Here is a 16,901-nt window from a genome sequence, read left to right as displayed (position 1 = left end):
GATAATATGCAGGAAATCATAGTAGATAATTTTGCTGGCGGTGGTGGAGCATCCAAGGGAGCAGAGATGGCGACAGGCCGTCCGGTAGACATAGCAATAAACCATGACCCTTATGCTATAGCAATGCATAAAGTTAACCATCCCAACACAAAGCATTACTGTGAGAATGTGTGGGAGGTTGACCCAGTTGAAGCCTGTGCAGGCAGGCCTGTAGGATTGGCTTGGTTTAGCCCTGATTGCAAACATTTTTCAAAAGCTAAAGGCGGCAAGCCAGTAGATAAAAACATCAGGGGGCTTGCCTGGGTAGTTATAAAGTGGGCTAAGTTAGTAAGGCCAAGAGTAATAATGCTAGAAAATGTAGAGGAATTTAAGACATGGGGGCCGCTGGTAGACAATTACCCAGATCCAAAGCGTAAAGGGGAGACGTTTAACTTATTTATAAAGGCTCTTAAGAAATATGGCTATAAAGTTGATTGGCGGGAACTCAGAGCATGTGATTACGGAGCTCCTACCATACGCAAAAGATTGTTTTTAATAGCCAGATGTGATGGTAAAAAGATTGTTTGGCCAGAGCCGACCCATGGAGTCCCTGACTCTCTGGAAGTATATGCAGGATTATTAAAACCATTGAGGACGGCAGCGGAGATAATAGACTGGTCCCTTCCTTGCCCAAGTATATTTGAGAGGAAGAAGCCACTTGCAGAAAATACCCTGCGGAGAATAGCCAAAGGAATACAAAAGTTTGTAATTGATAATCCGGAGCCTTTTATAGTGCAGGTTAATCATTCAGGGGCGAAACATCATTATTGTAACTCCATCAATGCCCCTTTGCCAACTATCACAGCAAAGCATGGATTTGGAATAGTAACGCCGGTTATAACACAGCTGGGGCATACAGGCGGAGGAGATAGGCTCCACGGAATTGAGGACCCATTGTCAACAATAGTGTCAAAGGCAGAGCATATGCTTGTAACCCCATTTTTAACTCAATATCACAGCTATGATGACAATGTGAGAGGACAAACATTAGACAGGCCATTGCTTACACAGGACACCTCAAATAGATATGCGCTTACATGCGCTTTCCTGACAAAATACTATGGCGGTAATTATAAAGGTGACGGAGCTCCTCTCAATGCACCTGTCCATACAATAACAGCTAAGGACCATCATGCACTTGTCACAAGCCATCTTATACAAATGAATAATAACTGTGACGGTACACCCTTAAATAAGCCACTTAATACTATCGTTGCAGGCCCCGGGCATATAGGAGAGGTCAGAACCTTTTTAATGAGCTATTACGGTAATGATAAGGATATAGGCCAAAGAATAGATGCTCCTTTGAGGACCATAACAGCGAAAGACAGATTCGGAATTATAACTGTAAAAGGTAAGGATTATCAGATTGTTGATATAGGAATGAGGATGCTAGAGCCACATGAGTTATTTGCAGCTCAAGGCTTCCCAAGTGACTACATAATAGACAGGGATGATAAAGGTAATCCATATCCTAAAACACAGCAGGTTGCAAGATGCGGTAACTCCGTTTCGCCGGTGATACCTGAAGCATTAATAAGGGCAAATCTACCGGAATTATGTACAGGCACTACTGATGCGGTAAAGGAGGCATAACCATGACAAAGCTATCAAAGCAGCAGTTTATATCTGCTTTTAGACGGGATAAGACAGTTAAAGCTAAGGCCCAGAGGGATGCAGATGCTTACGAGATGGACAGGTTTGCTCAAATTAATCATCGGTGCAGAAACATTACGGTTAAGGGAGCCCGACAGAGACGATACAACTATGAATAGTAAAGCAGAATTGATACACAAGGTAGGTGATAATTTGGATAATGTGCAGTTAGAGAACGGTTATACAGCTATAGCGAATGAGATACTTGAGAAAATAGCGCAAATAAAAATCAGTCCTACTCAATACAGATTAATATTTGTAATTTGGCGCTATACATATGGATTTAAACGAAAAGAACACGAATTATCACTTACCTTTCTGGCTGAGGCCACCGGATGCGATAAACGTAACATCCAGCGGGAGCTAAAAGACCTAACCGACAGAAAAATAATATATAAAAACATAAAAGGCAGTAAAAGGATAATCGGATTTAATAAACATTACACTGAGTGGATGGATTATCCCCCTACTGAAAATGTTATACCTATTGGCAAAATAACCAACGGCAAAACTGCCATTGGCGAAATAGACAACGGCGAAAGTAACAACAAAGGGGTTGGCGAAACTGCCAACGGTACAGTTGGCGAAATCGCCAACCAAGAAATAAAAAATAAAACAAAATATAAAGAAAATATATATAGTGCGGTTGAAAGTGAAATTTTAAATTACTGGAAATCAAAATGTTTAAAACAACATAAACCCACTCCGGATTTAAAAACAAAAATTAATGCCGCTCTGAAAAAGCACGGTAAGGATTTAATAATCCAAGCCATAAGCAACTATGCAACGATATATGACGATGACGGTTATTATTATAAGCATCCTTGGGATTTAGGTAAATTTTTAAAGCAAAAGAATGGCTTGCCAGAGTTTGTGGACGAAGGTGACCAGTGGATTAGTTACAATCTACAACTCAAAACCAGAGCAAGCCCAACTAAAAAGGGAGATAACATACCCAATGCCGGCTCCTTGAAAAAAGAAGGTGAATATATATGCCCCTTCTGTAAGGATACAGGCTGGGTGAAAGAGGATGGAAAAGAAGAATACAGATGCAAATGCCAAGGAGGGTAGCCTATGGAATACAAAGTACCTCCGCATAATTTAGAAGCGGAACAGAGCATTTTAAGCAATATCCTTATAGACCAAAACTGCATTAATGATGTCATAGGTATTATAAAGCCTGATGACTTTTATGACAGCAAAAACCGTATTATATACAATACCATGCTTAAAATGTATCAGGATGATATAAATATCGACGTTGTAACTCTTGGGGAGCAGTTGCAGCCCAGACTAAAAGATATCGGTGGGATGCTTTACCTTGGGGAACTCTTTAAGGGCGGTGTCCGTGTAAATGTAAAGGATTATGCAACTATAGTCAAAGAAAAATCTAACAAGAGGAGCATCAGTAATATAGCATATGACCTTTATAATGCTGCCTTTGATGATAATCAGAGTTCCAGGGATGTAATGATAAACACTGAGGATAAGCTTTTTAGTCTAAGCGTAAACCGAGATAAAAAGCTTGCAACAGCCGAAGAAGCCATAAACAGCACATTGGAGCAGATTGAGAAAAACTATAAAAACGGCGGCGGCATAGTTGGTATTAAGACTGGATTTTATGATATAGACAAGTCCATAAATGGTTTACTCAGGGGAGATTATATTGTCATAGCAGCCAGGCCAAGCATGGGAAAGACTGCATTAGCCTTGAGGATAGCTGCAAATGTATCCGAAGATTATTCAGCCGCTTTCTTCTCTCTTGAAATGAAAAAAGAGAAATTGATGCAACGAATATTGTCTACGGATACCATGATAAGGCTTGAAAATATTAAGCAAGGCAGGCTCAGTGATGATAGCTTTACAAAGATAGTCGGGGCATCGGCTGAAATATCCAGAAGAAAATTGATGATTGATGATACATCCGAAATATCTATTCAGGAAATTAAAGCCGAATGTAAAAAGTTGAAAATAAAACAGGGCCTTGATGTAGTTGTAGTGGACCATATAGGCCTTATCGAAAGCGGCGAAAGGACAAACAGCAGGGAGCAGGAATTAAGCAAAATATCCCGGCAACTTAAAAAAATGGCCAATGAATTGGATATATCGGTAATTATACTTTGTCAGCTTAACAGAGGACCGGAAGCCAGAGACAATAAGAGGCCCAGGCTTTCAGACCTCCGGGAGAGCGGAGCAGTGGAGCAGGATGCAGATGTAGTGCTTATGCTATATAGGGATGATTATTATAATGCCGACAGCAGTAAGAAAGGTATTGTAGAGTGCATTATAAATAAAAACAGAGACGGTGCCGTCGGTACTGTTGAGCTTGGCTGGTTGGCAGAGTTCCAGAAATTCAGGAATTTAGATAATGGGCGAAGGGATGATTAAATGAATAAGGTATTTTTAATCGGCAGACTGACACAAGATCCAGAGCTCCGTTTTACACCGAGCGGTAAAGCGGTTACTAGATTTACACTTGCTGTTAATCGAAATTTTAAGGATAGCAACGGAGAAAAAAAGGCTGATTTTATAAGCATTGTGGTATGGGGCAAGTTGGCTGATAATGTTGCAAATTATCTTATAAAAGGTAGACAAGCTGCTGTATCCGGACGGATTGAAACTAGGAGTTATGAGGATAGCAATAGACAGAGAAGATATGTAACTGAGGTAGTTGCTGATGAGGTGCAATTTTTGGGCGGTGGAAAAGCTGAAAATAAGCCTACAGGTGCTTTGGAGGAAAATGATTTTACTCCGGTGGATATGAGCGAAGTTGATATTCCATTTTAAAAGGGAAAGGTGAGGAAAAATGAAAGTAAAATGTGACATTGATGTTTGTAAATATTATAAAGAAGGTGAATGTGTAACCGAAGAATTGAAAATCAATGAAGAAGGTGAATGCGATTGTTTTGAATATCCAGATAAGTTTTTTAAACATATTAAAAATCCGGCTGGGAAATATGAATGGATTGAAGCGATGGGTAAAAAAACTGAGGTTTTGGGCAGGGAAATGTTCGTATGTTACGGCTATATAACAGATGGTAGGACAGGTGCTGTACTGTGTGACGCAGACTTCAAGGAAAAAGCAGAAAGCAAAAAAGAAGAGATACTTAAAAAAGCGGCTGAGCTTGAAGAAAAATATGGTATAAGCCCATTATATCAGGCTTGAGTACACAATCTGTAAAGGAGATTACTATGAAAACATTAAAATTTTACGGTTATTCAGATGATACTTTCGGAGAATATGCAATTACCAATGAGGATGTTGATAATTGTAGCAATAACAAACCTATACAATGCCTAATAACTTCGAGTGAAGGCAATCTATTCGTAATTGGACACTACTATATACATCCTAATGACGGTTGCTGGACAATTGGCATATCCCCGCATGGAGAAGGTTCAAAAATACCAAATTGGCCAATGCGTATATCAGCATGCGATGTTCCTTATTCTTGTTGTTTGGAAATTGATGTTCCTGACGATTTTAAACTAAATTGGTTTTCAAATGGAAGACCAGCAGATATAGATTAATTCACAATCTGTAATTAATGCGTACTAATGGAGGTGTAGAATTGGGCGAAAATGATTATAAAAAATTATGGAGTAGCGGTAGTAATGTACTTTATTATGCCGATAACTCTGCAACTATATTAAAAGCATTAAATGATGCTATACATGGATTGTATTACCTTGGCGGAGAACATAGTTATATAATCCATACTTTAAACACTACAACATACGTAGAAGAAGAATATAAAAGGCTGTTAAGTGGCATTATTGAAAATCAAGACCTTTCCGATATTGCAAACAAGTTAGAAATGGTAAGAAGTTTGTTGTTCGGGGATTGCTTTAATTGGGATTATATATGCGAAGAACTTGAAAAAATTCCACCAAAGGGGGAAGCAAAGTGAAAAATATGAAGTGGATACCGATAAGTAAGGATTGCCGCCAGTAGGTAATTGTGTAATCGTAACCGTAAAAGAACACTACAGAAAACAATTAGAACTCAGATATCCAGTATGGTATATGAAAAAGATTTATGGTCAAGGGTATGCTTTTTATTTTGGCGAAATAGGGAATGTGTTAATGCCTGATATAAGTGAAGTAATTGCATGGATGCCAATGCCAGCACCTTATGAACCAAAGGATTTAGATTGGAGTGATATATAAATGAAAATAGAGATTGAAATTGACGAAAAATATATTGCGGAATTGGTCTCACAGGAAATTGCAAGGCTTATTGTAGCAGAACATAAATACGAAAACAGAGAAGCAAGATACGGTATAAGAGAAGGGGTAGACAAAGCTATAAAGCAATATATCTACACAAAAAAGGATGAAATAATTGAAAGGGTTGTAGATAGAGCAGCAGTTGAGATTGTGAAAAAAGGCATACCAAAATTAATAGAAAAGTTATAAGGTAGTACGCATTTCAAGGAAATTATGAAGTAGAGGAGAGAAAGTAAATTGGATAACAAAGATAATGTATATGCACTTATATATGCAATCTTGACACCCGAGGTAGTGCCTATAGATAAGATACTTAGAAAGTTTAATTTACTTCCTCCTCAAACTCGTAAGCCTAAGACAAGAACATTTACCCAGGGTGAGTTAGCAAATATACGTCGGCTAAGGGAGCAGGGGATTATTTATCAAGATATAGCCAATACGTACGGCGTAAGTTTGTATTGTATATGGTTAAAGTTTAATAAGCGGAAAGGTGCCAATTAGGAGTAAAGGATGAAATAGAATCAGTTATTTTAACTTAATCAAAATTTTCCCTCCTGAAAAAAGGTAGGGAATGCAACAAATAAATAACCCACATGTAGACAAGGAAAAGGAACAAAGGGCAATCTGGATGCTGCCTGGGTACAAGCCCTGTATCTGGGCGGCGAGGAGGTTGAAAAGAGAGGTGATTATATTGAGTGAGCTGCATTATATAGAAAATTATAAGGACATACTAACCCAAATAAAAATTCACCAATTAATAATAGAGAATGCAAAAATAGAACAAAAATATTACTTAAAACAATTTCATTCTTCAGGACCAGGAGATATTTCATCCATCACTATAGATGGTATGCCAAAATCAAATTTTGTGTCATTACCATTTGATAAAATAATAGAAAACCTCAATAGGTTAGATAATATGCTGTTCATCGAAGAGGGTATATTGAATCAATTACATAGGACAAAAGAAGAATTAGATATGAGAATTAGCTCACTCGAAGGAATACATTTCAAAGTTGCATGGATGAAGATAATTGAAAATAAATCTTTGCAACAAATTGCAGATGAGCTAGGATATTCATTAGACTGGATTAAGAGAATTAGTGCTGAAATATCTAATCGATAAAATACTACACTTTTTATACACTGACAAACTCAAAAACACGAGTTATGATAGTATCATAAGAGTCCTGTATACAAGCAGGGCTTTTTATATTGCACTAAAGAGGTGAGGTGTTTGAAAATAGGAGATATACTCCGGAGCCAACAACCTAATGAATATATAAAATTAAATAATAAAAGGAAAAAGAAGGAGAGGGCACCCAAGAAGGAGCACCTCTCCTTTTATGATATTCGAAATTTAATGCAGCATGACAGCCATAAAAGACGTAAAGGAGCGATAGTGCAAAGGAGCTGGGGTAAGTGAATTATGTAGAGCCAATAAGGGACCCGATTATACTTGAAAATATAGCAAATGATTTAAAAAAATCTAATATGAGAGATTATGTAATGTTTATGTATGGTATTTATACCGGCCGTAGAATCAGCGACATTATAAAACTCCGGGTTAATGACCTTAAAGGCAAGGAATATATAAACCTCCGGGAGACAAAAACAGGGAAGCAAGTCATTCTTCCCATCAATAAGGTATTAAAAAAAATTCTGGATGAATACCTGAAAGATATGTCACCGGAAGAATATGTATTCAAGTCCAGTCAGAAGAAGAATAAACCAATTGATAGGACAACAGCATATAAGATTTTAAAGAATGCCGGTAATAAATATGGATTGGAGAATATTGGTACACATACCTTACGTAAAACCTTTGGTTATCATTTTTATATGCAAAAAAAAGATGTAGTCATGTTGATGGAAATTCTTAACCATTGCGACCCCGGAATAACCCTTAGATATATAGGATTAATACAGGAATCAATTAATGATGCGGTTAAAAAATTCAAAATATTTTAGCGTATGGTCAACATAAACAAAAAACTGTGAATAGCCTAATATTGTAAATACGAAAAGTGTTGATATATAAAGGGTTACAGATACGTTTTGAGGATACACACAATAATAAGATATGTTGAATTGTCAAATGTAGAGGGGTAATGTGCAAATGTAGAGGGGTATTTTCGCCTTTATTTAGGGAGGGTAACAATTGACTTGCCCTCAGGCCTTGAAAAACCTAGAAAGTTATCAAAAGTTAATGGAAATTGTGTCATCTTATGAAACAATTCTGAAAATTTAAAGGAGTGAAAAATATGATTTATGTATTAATCAGTTTATTTTTATGGATATTTGCTGCTATGAATTTAAAATCTTCAATAAAACCTTCCAGAAATTCAAATGTAATTATAAAAACATGTGATTCGGATTATGATCCACTACGAAATTTTAAATTTCGGTTATGGATAGAAAATACATTTAATCCTGACCATATAGGTGTATACCTTGGTAATATAGATGACCTGAAATATTTTGGTATCAAAACAAAGATTTCCCCTCCTAAAAATACAACAATTTAATACCCCATATATAGATAAAAAATCAGAAAGGGAATTAATATGCCTTACGTTTTTAATAAACCTAATTTACCTCCACCTGTAAAAGATAAGAAAACCTGTGGAAATCCATATACTGATTTGTGGGTGACCCTTAAATTTACTTTAGAAATGAGCGACTATTGTAAAGATATTCGAGAAGAAGATACATCGCCAGCATTCCATTCTGCACTTTGTGATAAGTGTATTAAAAAGAAATGTAGGTTTATATACATATGTGCAGAACTAATAAATTTAAAGACTAAGGAAGATGAAGACGAAAGCAATACAAACCCTTGATGTAAGCAGCTTTATAGACATGTTTTATAAGCCGCGTTATAATTTTGGGTCCTTCCCAGGCCCCCGGGGAGGTGCGGGTCTGGCGAACCCCGGGAATTTCGTCAGTACAAAAAATTTTATCAGGGTAACAAAGGTGGTTTGACATGGAAAATTTAAAGGATAGATACAAGGAAATTGATGGTAAATTGTGCGCAACAACCGAGGAAGTATGTGAGCAATTAAATATAGCCCGTAAAACTTTAAGTGAGTGGGAGGAAAAAGGATGTCCCAAAGCTGCCCGAGGTTGGTGGCCGATATGGGACATTTTACGTTGGAGGGGTTTAGTTGGTACCGGCATTAAAACTGAAGAAGATCTGGAGAATATGTCCCTTGCATCCCAGAAATTGAAATGGGAAGCCGAATATAAGATGTACAAAGCCGAGGAGGCTGAATTTAATAATGCAGTTGCCCGTGGAGAATATGTAACTAAGGAGAGTGTATCCTCTGAACTGCAAAGATTTTTCGTAGTGCTAAAAAGGTCACTTATGGCTATCAGCCGTAAAGTGTCAAATGAGGTGGGAGCTTATGTTGATAATATTACAGTCAGAAAAATTGAAAAAATGGTTACGGAGTTGCTTATAGATGCCCTTGGACAATTATCTATCGACGGCGTATATTCGGCGACCAAGAAGAAAAAGAAAGAAGAAGCATGAATGGCCTGACTGGTTAAGCAGCTCCCTTAATGTACTAAGACCACCGGAAGACCTCACAGTTTCCCAATGGGCAGATAAAAACAGAATACTGGATGCAAAAACTTCATCTGAGCCAGGAAGATGGAAAACAGACAGAACCCCATACTTAAGGGAAATTATGGACTCATTTAATGACCCGGAAATAGAAGAAAGCGTAATTTGCAAGTCAACGCAAATAGGCGGAACAGAAGGCGCTAACAACATGGTGGGATATATTATAGAACAGGATCCTAGCCCGACCATGATTGTATATCCGACTATTGACCTTGCAGAGTGGACCAGTAAAAACAGGCTGAAACCAATGGTCGACTTATGCCCCAAGTTAAAAGAAAGATATCACGAAGGGGAGAGTAAGTTACTTGAACTTCAATTTGATGGTATGTTTATTGCGCTTTCTGGAGCGAATTCACCTTCGTCACTTGCTTCAAAGCCCGTGAGATTTGTAATAATGGATGAATTGGATAAATTTCCTCTCAGTTCCGGTAAAGAAGCAGACCCCCGAAAGTTGGCGATTGAACGTACAAGGACTTACCCGACAAGTAAGAAAATAATAAAAATTTCAACCCCCACAAGGAAAGCCAATCCTATATGGCAGGAGTGGGAGAGTGCGGATGACCAGCGCCGCTATTATGTGCCTTGCCCTCATTGCGGCCATCATCAGACCTTTAAGTTTAAGCAGATTAAATGGCCAAAGGAATCAACAGCTGAAGAAGCCCAGGCAACGGCATACTATGAATGTGAAGAATGTAAGGGCATGATTATGGACAGCCATAAGCAGACCATGATAATCTCCGGGAAATGGATATCAGAGAGAAAAACAGGCACAAGGAAAACAGCATTCCATATAAATGCAATTTATTCCCCCTGGCTGAAATTCGGGGATATAGCTTATGAATTCTTAAAGTCAAAAGACTTCCCTGAGCTACTCATGAACTTTGTAAACTCATGGTTAGCGGAACCATGGGAGCAGACAGATGTAAAATTAAATTCAGACTTGGTGTTAGAGCGGCAATCTGAATATGATGAGGGTGTAGTCCCGGACGGCACACAGCTTATAACAGCTGGTGTTGACGTACAAAGGGGCTATTTTTATTACACAATAAGAGCCTGGGGAACATCCATGACCAGCTGGAATATTGCACATGGCCAGGCTGAAACCTGGGACCAGATAGAAAGCATTATGAATTATCCATTCGAGGACAGATACGGAAATCAATATCAGGTCAATTTATGTGCCGTTGACTCCGGAGACAGAACAGATGAAGTATATGAATTTTGTGTAATAAATCAGGAATGGGCAGTACCTGTTAAAGGTTCCTCCCGGCCTTTACAGTCCAGATACTCTATGAGCACCATTGAAAAGGTAGACAGTAAAGCTTATGGTATGCGCCTTTATATGGTTGATGGCGGACAATATAAGGATATGATCGCCGGAAGGCTTAACCGTCCTAATGGTACAGGCTCATGGATGGTGTATAAAGGCTGTGACAGGGACTATGCGGAGCAGATATGCGCTGAAGAAAAAGTTATAGAAAAAAAAGGCGGTATTGAGGTTGAAGTATGGAGACCAAAATCTTCCCATGCTGCTAACCACTATTTGGATTCCGAGGTTTATGCCGCACTTGCAGCTGACCTTTTGCATGTAAGATATCTGCAATTTAATAATAAAGAGCAGCAGGAGCAGAGGCCAAAGCCTCAGCCGCAAAGTAATTTTATAAAGCAGGAGAGCAGTTGGATACAGCAAAGAGGGAGGTGGTTAAGATGACGACACAGGAGCAGTTAAACCAGATTAATAATGCAGTAGCTGCCATTGAAAACGGCGCCCAGGAATACAGGATAGGCAGCAGGATGGTACGTAAAGCAGATCTCTCTGTACTGTATCAGGAAAGACGGCGGTTACAGCAGCAATTAAATGAGGAAAACAGCGGCAGTACCTTTGTAGCCAAGTTTGACCGGCGCTGAAAGGGGGTGACAAATTGAATTGGATTGATAAAACCATAGCTTTTTTTAGTCCTTCATGGGGTTATAGGCGCGTGGCCTGGCGAAATGCTTTAAGAGGCTTTTATGATTCCGGCGGCATGGATAGGCTTAATTCCGGATGGACTGCTGTTAATGTTACGGCAGAGCAGTCTGACCAAGGTCAAAGGGATGTTATAAGAGCCAGGTCAAGGGACCTTGAAAGGAACAGCGATATAGCCGAGGCTATAATCGGCCCCTATGAAAGAAATGTTGTAGGTACCGGAATTAAGGTGCAAGCAAAAATAATCAAGGACGATGGCAAAGAGGATGATGGATTAAACCAGAAAATTGAGGATTTATTCAAAGAGTGGTGCCGTCCCCGAAACTGTGACATTACCGGACAGCAATCCTTTCAGGAGATGCAGGCCATGGCTGAGCGCCGTTTGTTGGTTGACGGCGGGATAATATTTCAAAAGGTATATACAAACGAGGGAATTGTCCCTTTCAGCTTGCAGGCCAGAGAAGTAGATGATTTGGATTCATCTTTCAACAGCCTGCCGGGAGTAAATAAAAACAGAGTTGCCGGCGGAATAGAATTTAACCAATATAATAAGCCTGTTGCATATTATTTAAAAAAATTCACTCCTGATGGATACTGGACAGGCCAGAGTGAACGGATAGCCGCAAAAGATATAATTTTTCTCTGGAAGAAAAACAGGCCAACGCAGATAAGGGAAATGTCACCTCTTGCTAAAACGCTGCCAAGGGTAAGAGATATCAATGAGTTTGTAGAGGCTATATCCGTAAAAGAAAGAATACTTGCTTGTTTAGCTGTTTTTATCACGAAAATAAATCCAAGCGGCAGCTTAGGCCGTGGGATAAAAACAGACCCTGACAGCGGGTACAAGGAAAGAACCATATCGCCGGGTATGATACAGGAATTGCAGCCGGGAGAAGCAATAGCATCGGTTAACCCATCCGGACAAAGCAGCAATGCAAGGGAATTTATATCCTCTCAGCAGAGGCTTGCCGGCAGCGGACAGGGATTATCTTATGAAGCAGTATCCCGTGATATGTCGCAGGTTAATTACAGCAGCGCAAGGCAGGGCTTATTAGAGGACCAGCGGACATACACAATGGCACAGCAATTTTTAATTGAACATTTCTGCCATGAGGTATATACCGAATTTGTAATATCAGCCGTAATATCCGGAAAAATCAATATCCCGGACTTTTGGAGCAATAAATTGAAATATCTGAAACATGAATGGATAGCTCCGGGGTGGAGTTGGATTGACCCCCTTAAAGAGGTTAAGGCAAATGATACGGCAATAAAGAGCGGTATGGATACCCTAGCCAGGATATGTGCCGAAAGGGGCATGGATTGGAAAGATGTATTAAAGCAGAGGGCTAGGGAAATAGAGTTTGCCAATTCTTTAGGAATTTCAATGGTAGGAGGTGAAATAAATGACGAAGCAGACGAAACCACAGGCGGGGATGCAGCAGATGAGGACGATAGCGGCACAGATACGGGCAGTTAATGATGAATCCCGTACCATGGAACTCTCTTTTTCATCTGAGTTGGCATATGACAGGTGGTATGGACCTGAAATATTGCTGCATGATGAGACAGCTGTTGACTTAAAGCGGCTCACCGAAGTGGGAACCGTACTTTTTACCCATGGCAGGGATCCTAAATTCGGCAGATTGCCTATAGCAAAAATTGAAAAAGTATGGATTGACGCCAGTGAGCGCAAATGTAAAGCTCTTGTAACCTTTGACGACGATGAAGAAAGCGATAAAATCTATCAGAAAGTAAAAAAAGATATGCTCAAGGGTGTATCCGTAGGATATGCAGTAAGCAGCTGGGAGGAAGTTTCAGCCGGAAAAACATCATCCAATGGCAGATTTACGGGTCCATGCTACATTGCATTGAAATGGGAGCCTTTAGAAATATCACTGGAGCCTACACCTGCAGATCCATCGGTAGGATTGGGACGAAACATGGACGAGCCTCCGGAGGTTAACCCAAAAGAGAGGTCAAATTCGCAAGCGCTTGCTAATTTAAGCCTTTATGAAAGGCAAATTCAAATAAATCAAAATATTTTATCTTAAGGAGGAATGAAAATGAAGAAAAATCAGCGCAGTGAAAAAATATTAAAGCAGCAGGAGATTGTTAATGCTGCCAGAGCAGCCGGAAGGGAGTTAACTTCCGAGGAGCAGGCTGAATTTGATAGTCTGCAAAGAGAAATTGACACCTTAACTGCAGAAATAGCAGAAGAGGAAAGGGCTGCTGAGACACAGACGGCAGAGCAGAGGGCAATACAGGCAGAAAGACAGCGTGTGACGGAAATAAGCACTATGTGCAGAGACTTTGAAATGGATCCAAGCGAATTTATACGGGATGGACTTTCTATTGAGCAGGTAAGAGGCAAAATTCTTGAAAAAATCAAAAGCGAAAGGGCGCCATCTCCTGCTGCCATTGAAGTCGTGAGAGCAGAAGAAGAAAAAATAAGGACGGCGGCATCTGATGCCCTGTTAATGAGAAGCGGAATTTCAATTGACAAGCCTGCAGAAGGCGCAAGGGATTTAATGGGTATGAGGCTTCGTGACATAGCAATTGATGTATTAAAAAGAGCCGGCAATCATAATGCCCATAGACTGGATGCCGAAAAGCTTTTAAGAGCTGCACTCACACCTGACAGTCAGTTTGTAAGCATACTGTCAGATTCGGTTAATAAGTCCATGGCGACAGCATACAAAGCCCAGAATACCACTTATCAAGCGTGGACAAGAAAGGGCAGCAATCCTGATTTTAAAGAGGCAGCTGTTTATCAGATTTCTGAGGCCGGTGAACTTGTAAAAATGACACAGGGCGGGGAATTCAAATTTGATGAAATGAAAGACAGCAAAGCAAAAAAATCTATAGCAACATTTGGACGTTCATTTGGGTTGACCAGGGAAGCATTTGTCAATGATGATATAGACGTCCTTACAAGAGTACCCGCAGCTTATGTAAGGGCAGCAGGAAGAGGTATAAATAAGCTTGTATATAAGACTCTTGCAAGTAATCCTACAATATATGATAACAAAACTCTTTTCCATGCAGACCATGGCAATTTAGCTTCATCCGGAGCAGTTATAAATACTATATCCATCGGTGAAGGCCGTAGAGCTATGAGGGTACAGAAAAATTTAAGAGGTAAAGAGGTGCTGAATATAGGACCATCTTTCCTCATAGTACCTTCATCCTTGGAAACTGCTGCACAGCAGTTCCTTACTTCCCTTGCTGACCCTGCAGGAGCACATGCGGGAGTAGCAAATGTATTCCGTAATTCTTACAGCCTTGTAGTTGATGCTGAGCTTGATGATTACAGTGAGATAGCTCATTATCTGGCAGCTTCACCGGCTGACATAGATACCATTGAAGTAACTTACCTTAATGGCGATGAGATGCCGAAGCTCGAAAGCAGGGTAGGCTTCGACTTCTTGGGAATGGAATGGAGAATTTACATTGATTATGGTGTAAATGTCCTCGATTACAGAGGTTTATATAAGAATCCGGGAGCATCAGCAGGAGAATAATCTCCTGCTGAAATATTTTAAATCGAAAGGAGATAAAAAGCATGGCTAAAGGAGCATATATACAGAGAGGCGATACATTAGATTTTACAAATTCATCAGGGTCAGATATAGCATACGGAGACGTTGTCCCTATAACCAGCAGGATAGGCATAGCAGGAGAAAATATTAAAAACGGAGCTACCGGCTCCCTGAAAATTGTTGGGGTGTTTGAACTCCCAGCAGACAATACTGCAGCTTTCGCTGTCGGTGATGTAGTGTATTGGGATGCAGAAAATTCTATCGTAGAAAAAACTGCCGGAGCCTATAAAGCGGGTGTGGTTGTCGAAGCAAAAGCTCAGGCAGGAACATTAGCAAAGGTAAAAATAGACTAATGAATCTTAAAGATATAATAGAAAATGATGTCCAAAACTTATTTTTCAACCTTAATGAATTTGCTGAGCTGCATAATATAAATAACCGTGAGCTGGTCGTTGTTGTTGATAATGACCAGCTCATTAAGCGCTCTAAAAAGGAATATGACGGAATAAGCGTAGGAGAAATTTTATACTTTGTCAGAGCCGCTGACTATGGGAATCCTCCAAAGGTTGATGAAATACAGATATTTGATAACCAGTCTATGTTGGTGTTTGATGTGCGGATAAGTGACGGTGTATATGAAATAATCCTTAAAAGGAATGAGTGATAACCATGGCAAAGGAAAGAATATTTGTTGACACAAAGCAAATAAACAAGCTTGCAATTGAACTTAAAAACCTTGAAAAGGAAATGCCGGGAGCTGCTGTATCTGCCATTAACAGGACTGTTGATACCATAGCAACCAGAATAGGCAGAATTACTGTAAAGGAATATGCCATTAAACAAAAGGAAGTCAAGGATTCTATAAAAAAGAATAAGGCATCCGGAAAAACCATAAATGCAAGTTTAGAATCAAAAGGATATACTTTATCTTTTGCCCATTTTCCGCATTCTCCGGCTACCAGGATGATAGCACTCACATTAGGCTCAAACCATCCAAAAGCCCGGGTTAAAGTTAAAATAAAAAAGGCTAATGGCAGTGTACCGTCTCAAACAGGTTTTATTGCACCAACAGGAGCAAAGTCGGCTGATAAGGTGCAGTTTAATGTTTTTCACAGACTGGGAAAGGCAAGATATCCTATTGCTCCTATACGCACTTTGTCGGTACCTCAGATGATTGGCAATGCAAAAGTAGAGGATGAAATCCAGAAGGTAGCCCAGGAAACGCTGGAAAAACGTATTGAACATGAGATAAATTACCGGCTTGACAAGGCAAGCAAGAGGATAGGGGGTTAAATTATGGCGGATATATTTGTACTTGAAGCTATACAGAAGTTTTTGCAGGATAATGTGACATCAAAATTCAAGTTGCAGCAGAAAACCAACAACATAAATAATTATGCTTTAATTACTCCCTCTGTCCACATCGGATGGATTCCCCCGAAACTGCCGGAAGGATGGACAACAGAGGAGCAGGTACCTGATATCCCATGTGCAATTATCGGCATGGATGAGGGGGAGGACAGCGGAGATGAGGCGGGGATAAATATAAGAATAACCTTTGTGGTATACAGCCCCGGACTGCATGAGCCTAAAGAGAGCGGAGGCCTGAAATTTACACCTGATTTTATAGGCTATGAAGACTTATTGAATTTTATAAATCGCACAAAGTTAGAAATAGCACGAAAGCAAATAATTGGCATTACAACTTTGCAAGGTCCCTTTAAATGGGGAATGTATCAGGAGCAGCCGTACCCATATTGGTACGGCTGGCTTACTTTCCGGGCACGAACAAAACCAAGCCAATACGTGCCCGGAATAATAGACCAATATTTATAAGAGA

At 39.6% G+C, this 16,901-nt stretch carries 25 protein-coding genes; all 25 read left to right on the top strand.

The window, feature by feature from the left end; all coding sequences use genetic code 11:
* Positions 1–6 precede the first annotated feature (6 nt).
* The 25 genes from OXPF_RS19680 to OXPF_RS19560 all read left to right on the top strand — a co-directional run bounded on the left by OXPF_RS19680 (position 7) and on the right by OXPF_RS19560 (position 16,897).
* Entirely contained in the window at positions 7–1,635 is a 1,629-nt protein-coding gene (locus tag OXPF_RS19680) for a DNA cytosine methyltransferase (protein ID WP_054876924.1), read from the top strand.
* A gap of 2 nt (positions 1,636–1,637) precedes the next feature.
* Positions 1,638–1,814, top strand: a complete 177-nt coding sequence (locus OXPF_RS22675) for a hypothetical protein (RefSeq protein ID WP_160317270.1) — start codon at positions 1,638–1,640, stop codon at positions 1,812–1,814.
* Entirely contained in the window at positions 1,807–2,766 is a 960-nt protein-coding gene (locus OXPF_RS19675) for a replication protein (protein ID WP_054876923.1), read from the top strand. Before OXPF_RS22675 ends, OXPF_RS19675 begins: the two co-directional genes overlap by 8 nt.
* Before the next feature lie 3 nt (positions 2,767–2,769).
* The gene (gene dnaB / locus OXPF_RS19670) at positions 2,770–4,083 is read left to right on the top strand and encodes a replicative DNA helicase (RefSeq protein ID WP_054876922.1); all 1,314 of its coding nucleotides are present in this window, start codon (positions 2,770–2,772) and stop codon (positions 4,081–4,083) included.
* The gene (locus OXPF_RS19665) at positions 4,084–4,482 is read left to right on the top strand and encodes a single-stranded DNA-binding protein (RefSeq protein WP_054876921.1); all 399 of its coding nucleotides are present in this window, start codon (positions 4,084–4,086) and stop codon (positions 4,480–4,482) included.
* 19 nt (positions 4,483–4,501) lie between these two features.
* The gene (locus OXPF_RS19660; RefSeq protein ID WP_054876920.1) at positions 4,502–4,861 is read left to right on the top strand and encodes a hypothetical protein; all 360 of its coding nucleotides are present in this window, start codon (positions 4,502–4,504) and stop codon (positions 4,859–4,861) included.
* A 26-nt stretch (positions 4,862–4,887) separates the two neighbouring features.
* Entirely contained in the window at positions 4,888–5,226 is a 339-nt protein-coding gene (locus OXPF_RS19655) for a hypothetical protein (protein ID WP_054876919.1), read from the top strand.
* A gap of 41 nt (positions 5,227–5,267) precedes the next feature.
* Positions 5,268–5,606 (top strand): hypothetical protein, encoded by a 339-nt coding sequence (locus OXPF_RS19650; RefSeq protein WP_054876918.1) that lies wholly within the window; start codon positions 5,268–5,270, stop codon positions 5,604–5,606.
* Positions 5,607–5,637: 31 nt separating this feature from the next.
* Positions 5,638–5,865 (top strand): hypothetical protein, encoded by a 228-nt coding sequence (locus tag OXPF_RS19645; protein WP_054876917.1) that lies wholly within the window; start codon positions 5,638–5,640, stop codon positions 5,863–5,865.
* Entirely contained in the window at positions 5,866–6,114 is a 249-nt protein-coding gene (locus tag OXPF_RS19640) for a hypothetical protein (RefSeq protein WP_054876916.1), read from the top strand. It abuts the gene before it with no gap.
* Between the two features lie 382 nt (positions 6,115–6,496).
* Complete coding sequence (locus tag OXPF_RS19630) at positions 6,497–7,051, top strand: hypothetical protein (protein WP_054876914.1); 555 nt, start codon at positions 6,497–6,499, stop codon at positions 7,049–7,051.
* Positions 7,052–7,162: 111 nt separating this feature from the next.
* A complete protein-coding gene (locus tag OXPF_RS19625; RefSeq protein ID WP_054876913.1) occupies positions 7,163–7,351 on the top strand; it encodes a hypothetical protein in 189 nt (62 codons plus the stop codon).
* The gene (locus OXPF_RS19620; protein ID WP_054876912.1) at positions 7,348–7,896 is read left to right on the top strand and encodes a site-specific integrase; all 549 of its coding nucleotides are present in this window, start codon (positions 7,348–7,350) and stop codon (positions 7,894–7,896) included. Before OXPF_RS19625 ends, OXPF_RS19620 begins: the two co-directional genes overlap by 4 nt.
* Positions 7,897–8,189: 293 nt before the next feature.
* The gene (locus OXPF_RS19615) at positions 8,190–8,453 is read left to right on the top strand and encodes a hypothetical protein (protein ID WP_054876911.1); all 264 of its coding nucleotides are present in this window, start codon (positions 8,190–8,192) and stop codon (positions 8,451–8,453) included.
* Between the two features lie 39 nt (positions 8,454–8,492).
* Complete coding sequence (locus OXPF_RS19610) at positions 8,493–8,768, top strand: hypothetical protein (RefSeq protein WP_054876910.1); 276 nt, start codon at positions 8,493–8,495, stop codon at positions 8,766–8,768.
* 143 nt (positions 8,769–8,911) lie between these two features.
* Positions 8,912–9,460 carry a hypothetical protein gene (locus OXPF_RS19605; protein ID WP_054876909.1) on the top strand — a complete coding sequence of 183 codons (549 nt, stop codon included), beginning with the start codon at positions 8,912–8,914 and terminating at the stop codon, positions 9,458–9,460.
* The gene (locus OXPF_RS19600; RefSeq protein WP_054876908.1) at positions 9,390–11,264 is read left to right on the top strand and encodes a phage terminase large subunit family protein; all 1,875 of its coding nucleotides are present in this window, start codon (positions 9,390–9,392) and stop codon (positions 11,262–11,264) included. Before OXPF_RS19605 ends, OXPF_RS19600 begins: the two co-directional genes overlap by 71 nt.
* Positions 11,261–11,461, top strand: coding sequence for a hypothetical protein (locus OXPF_RS19595; RefSeq protein ID WP_054876907.1), 201 nt, complete (start codon positions 11,261–11,263; stop codon positions 11,459–11,461). The genes OXPF_RS19600 and OXPF_RS19595 overlap by 4 nt, the downstream gene beginning before the upstream one ends.
* 14 nt (positions 11,462–11,475) lie before the next feature.
* Complete coding sequence (locus tag OXPF_RS19590) at positions 11,476–12,999, top strand: phage portal protein (RefSeq protein ID WP_083480063.1); 1,524 nt, start codon at positions 11,476–11,478, stop codon at positions 12,997–12,999.
* A complete protein-coding gene (locus OXPF_RS19585) occupies positions 12,926–13,573 on the top strand; it encodes a hypothetical protein (protein WP_054876906.1) in 648 nt (215 codons plus the stop codon). Before OXPF_RS19590 ends, OXPF_RS19585 begins: the two co-directional genes overlap by 74 nt.
* Before the next feature lie 12 nt (positions 13,574–13,585).
* The gene (locus OXPF_RS19580; protein WP_054876905.1) at positions 13,586–15,043 is read left to right on the top strand and encodes a phage major capsid protein; all 1,458 of its coding nucleotides are present in this window, start codon (positions 13,586–13,588) and stop codon (positions 15,041–15,043) included.
* 41 nt (positions 15,044–15,084) lie between these two features.
* Complete coding sequence (locus OXPF_RS19575) at positions 15,085–15,414, top strand: DUF2190 family protein (protein ID WP_054876904.1); 330 nt, start codon at positions 15,085–15,087, stop codon at positions 15,412–15,414.
* Positions 15,414–15,725 (top strand): hypothetical protein, encoded by a 312-nt coding sequence (locus OXPF_RS19570; RefSeq protein WP_054876903.1) that lies wholly within the window; start codon positions 15,414–15,416, stop codon positions 15,723–15,725. Before OXPF_RS19575 ends, OXPF_RS19570 begins: the two co-directional genes overlap by 1 nt.
* A 5-nt stretch (positions 15,726–15,730) precedes the next feature.
* Positions 15,731–16,354 (top strand): phage tail protein, encoded by a 624-nt coding sequence (locus OXPF_RS19565; protein ID WP_083480061.1) that lies wholly within the window; start codon positions 15,731–15,733, stop codon positions 16,352–16,354.
* A 3-nt stretch (positions 16,355–16,357) separates the two neighbouring features.
* On the top strand, positions 16,358–16,897 hold the full coding sequence (locus tag OXPF_RS19560) for a hypothetical protein (RefSeq protein ID WP_054876901.1): 540 nt from the start codon (positions 16,358–16,360) through the stop codon (positions 16,895–16,897).
* Positions 16,898–16,901 lie beyond the last annotated feature (4 nt).

The organism is Oxobacter pfennigii (assembly GCF_001317355.1).
Classification (GTDB): domain Bacteria; phylum Bacillota; class Clostridia; order Clostridiales; family Oxobacteraceae; genus Oxobacter; species Oxobacter pfennigii.
The sequence above is the reverse complement of the archived record's forward strand: the minus strand, read 5'-3'. Positions and strand labels throughout refer to the sequence as shown.

Coding starts and splice junctions, on each gene's coding strand:
- OXPF_RS19610 (WP_054876910.1), top strand. CDS start 8,493: ATGCCTTACGTTTTTAATAAACCTAATTTACCTCCACCTGTAAAAGAT.
- OXPF_RS22675 (WP_160317270.1), top strand. CDS start 1,638: ATGACAAAGCTATCAAAGCAGCAGTTTATATCTGCTTTTAGACGGGAT.
- OXPF_RS19615 (WP_054876911.1), top strand. CDS start 8,190: ATGATTTATGTATTAATCAGTTTATTTTTATGGATATTTGCTGCTATG.
- OXPF_RS19680 (WP_054876924.1), top strand. CDS start 7: ATGCAGGAAATCATAGTAGATAATTTTGCTGGCGGTGGTGGAGCATCC.
- OXPF_RS19665 (WP_054876921.1), top strand. CDS start 4,084: ATGAATAAGGTATTTTTAATCGGCAGACTGACACAAGATCCAGAGCTC.
- OXPF_RS19600 (WP_054876908.1), top strand. CDS start 9,390: ATGCCCTTGGACAATTATCTATCGACGGCGTATATTCGGCGACCAAGA.
- OXPF_RS19570 (WP_054876903.1), top strand. CDS start 15,414: ATGAATCTTAAAGATATAATAGAAAATGATGTCCAAAACTTATTTTTC.
- OXPF_RS19565 (WP_083480061.1), top strand. CDS start 15,731: ATGGCAAAGGAAAGAATATTTGTTGACACAAAGCAAATAAACAAGCTT.
- OXPF_RS19605 (WP_054876909.1), top strand. CDS start 8,912: ATGGAAAATTTAAAGGATAGATACAAGGAAATTGATGGTAAATTGTGC.
- OXPF_RS19580 (WP_054876905.1), top strand. CDS start 13,586: ATGAAGAAAAATCAGCGCAGTGAAAAAATATTAAAGCAGCAGGAGATT.
- OXPF_RS19630 (WP_054876914.1), top strand. CDS start 6,497: ATGCAACAAATAAATAACCCACATGTAGACAAGGAAAAGGAACAAAGG.
- OXPF_RS19640 (WP_054876916.1), top strand. CDS start 5,866: ATGAAAATAGAGATTGAAATTGACGAAAAATATATTGCGGAATTGGTC.
- OXPF_RS19585 (WP_054876906.1), top strand. CDS start 12,926: ATGACGAAGCAGACGAAACCACAGGCGGGGATGCAGCAGATGAGGACG.
- OXPF_RS19595 (WP_054876907.1), top strand. CDS start 11,261: ATGACGACACAGGAGCAGTTAAACCAGATTAATAATGCAGTAGCTGCC.
- OXPF_RS19675 (WP_054876923.1), top strand. CDS start 1,807: ATGAATAGTAAAGCAGAATTGATACACAAGGTAGGTGATAATTTGGAT.
- dnaB (WP_054876922.1), top strand. CDS start 2,770: ATGGAATACAAAGTACCTCCGCATAATTTAGAAGCGGAACAGAGCATT.
- OXPF_RS19655 (WP_054876919.1), top strand. CDS start 4,888: ATGAAAACATTAAAATTTTACGGTTATTCAGATGATACTTTCGGAGAA.
- OXPF_RS19660 (WP_054876920.1), top strand. CDS start 4,502: ATGAAAGTAAAATGTGACATTGATGTTTGTAAATATTATAAAGAAGGT.
- OXPF_RS19560 (WP_054876901.1), top strand. CDS start 16,358: ATGGCGGATATATTTGTACTTGAAGCTATACAGAAGTTTTTGCAGGAT.
- OXPF_RS19575 (WP_054876904.1), top strand. CDS start 15,085: ATGGCTAAAGGAGCATATATACAGAGAGGCGATACATTAGATTTTACA.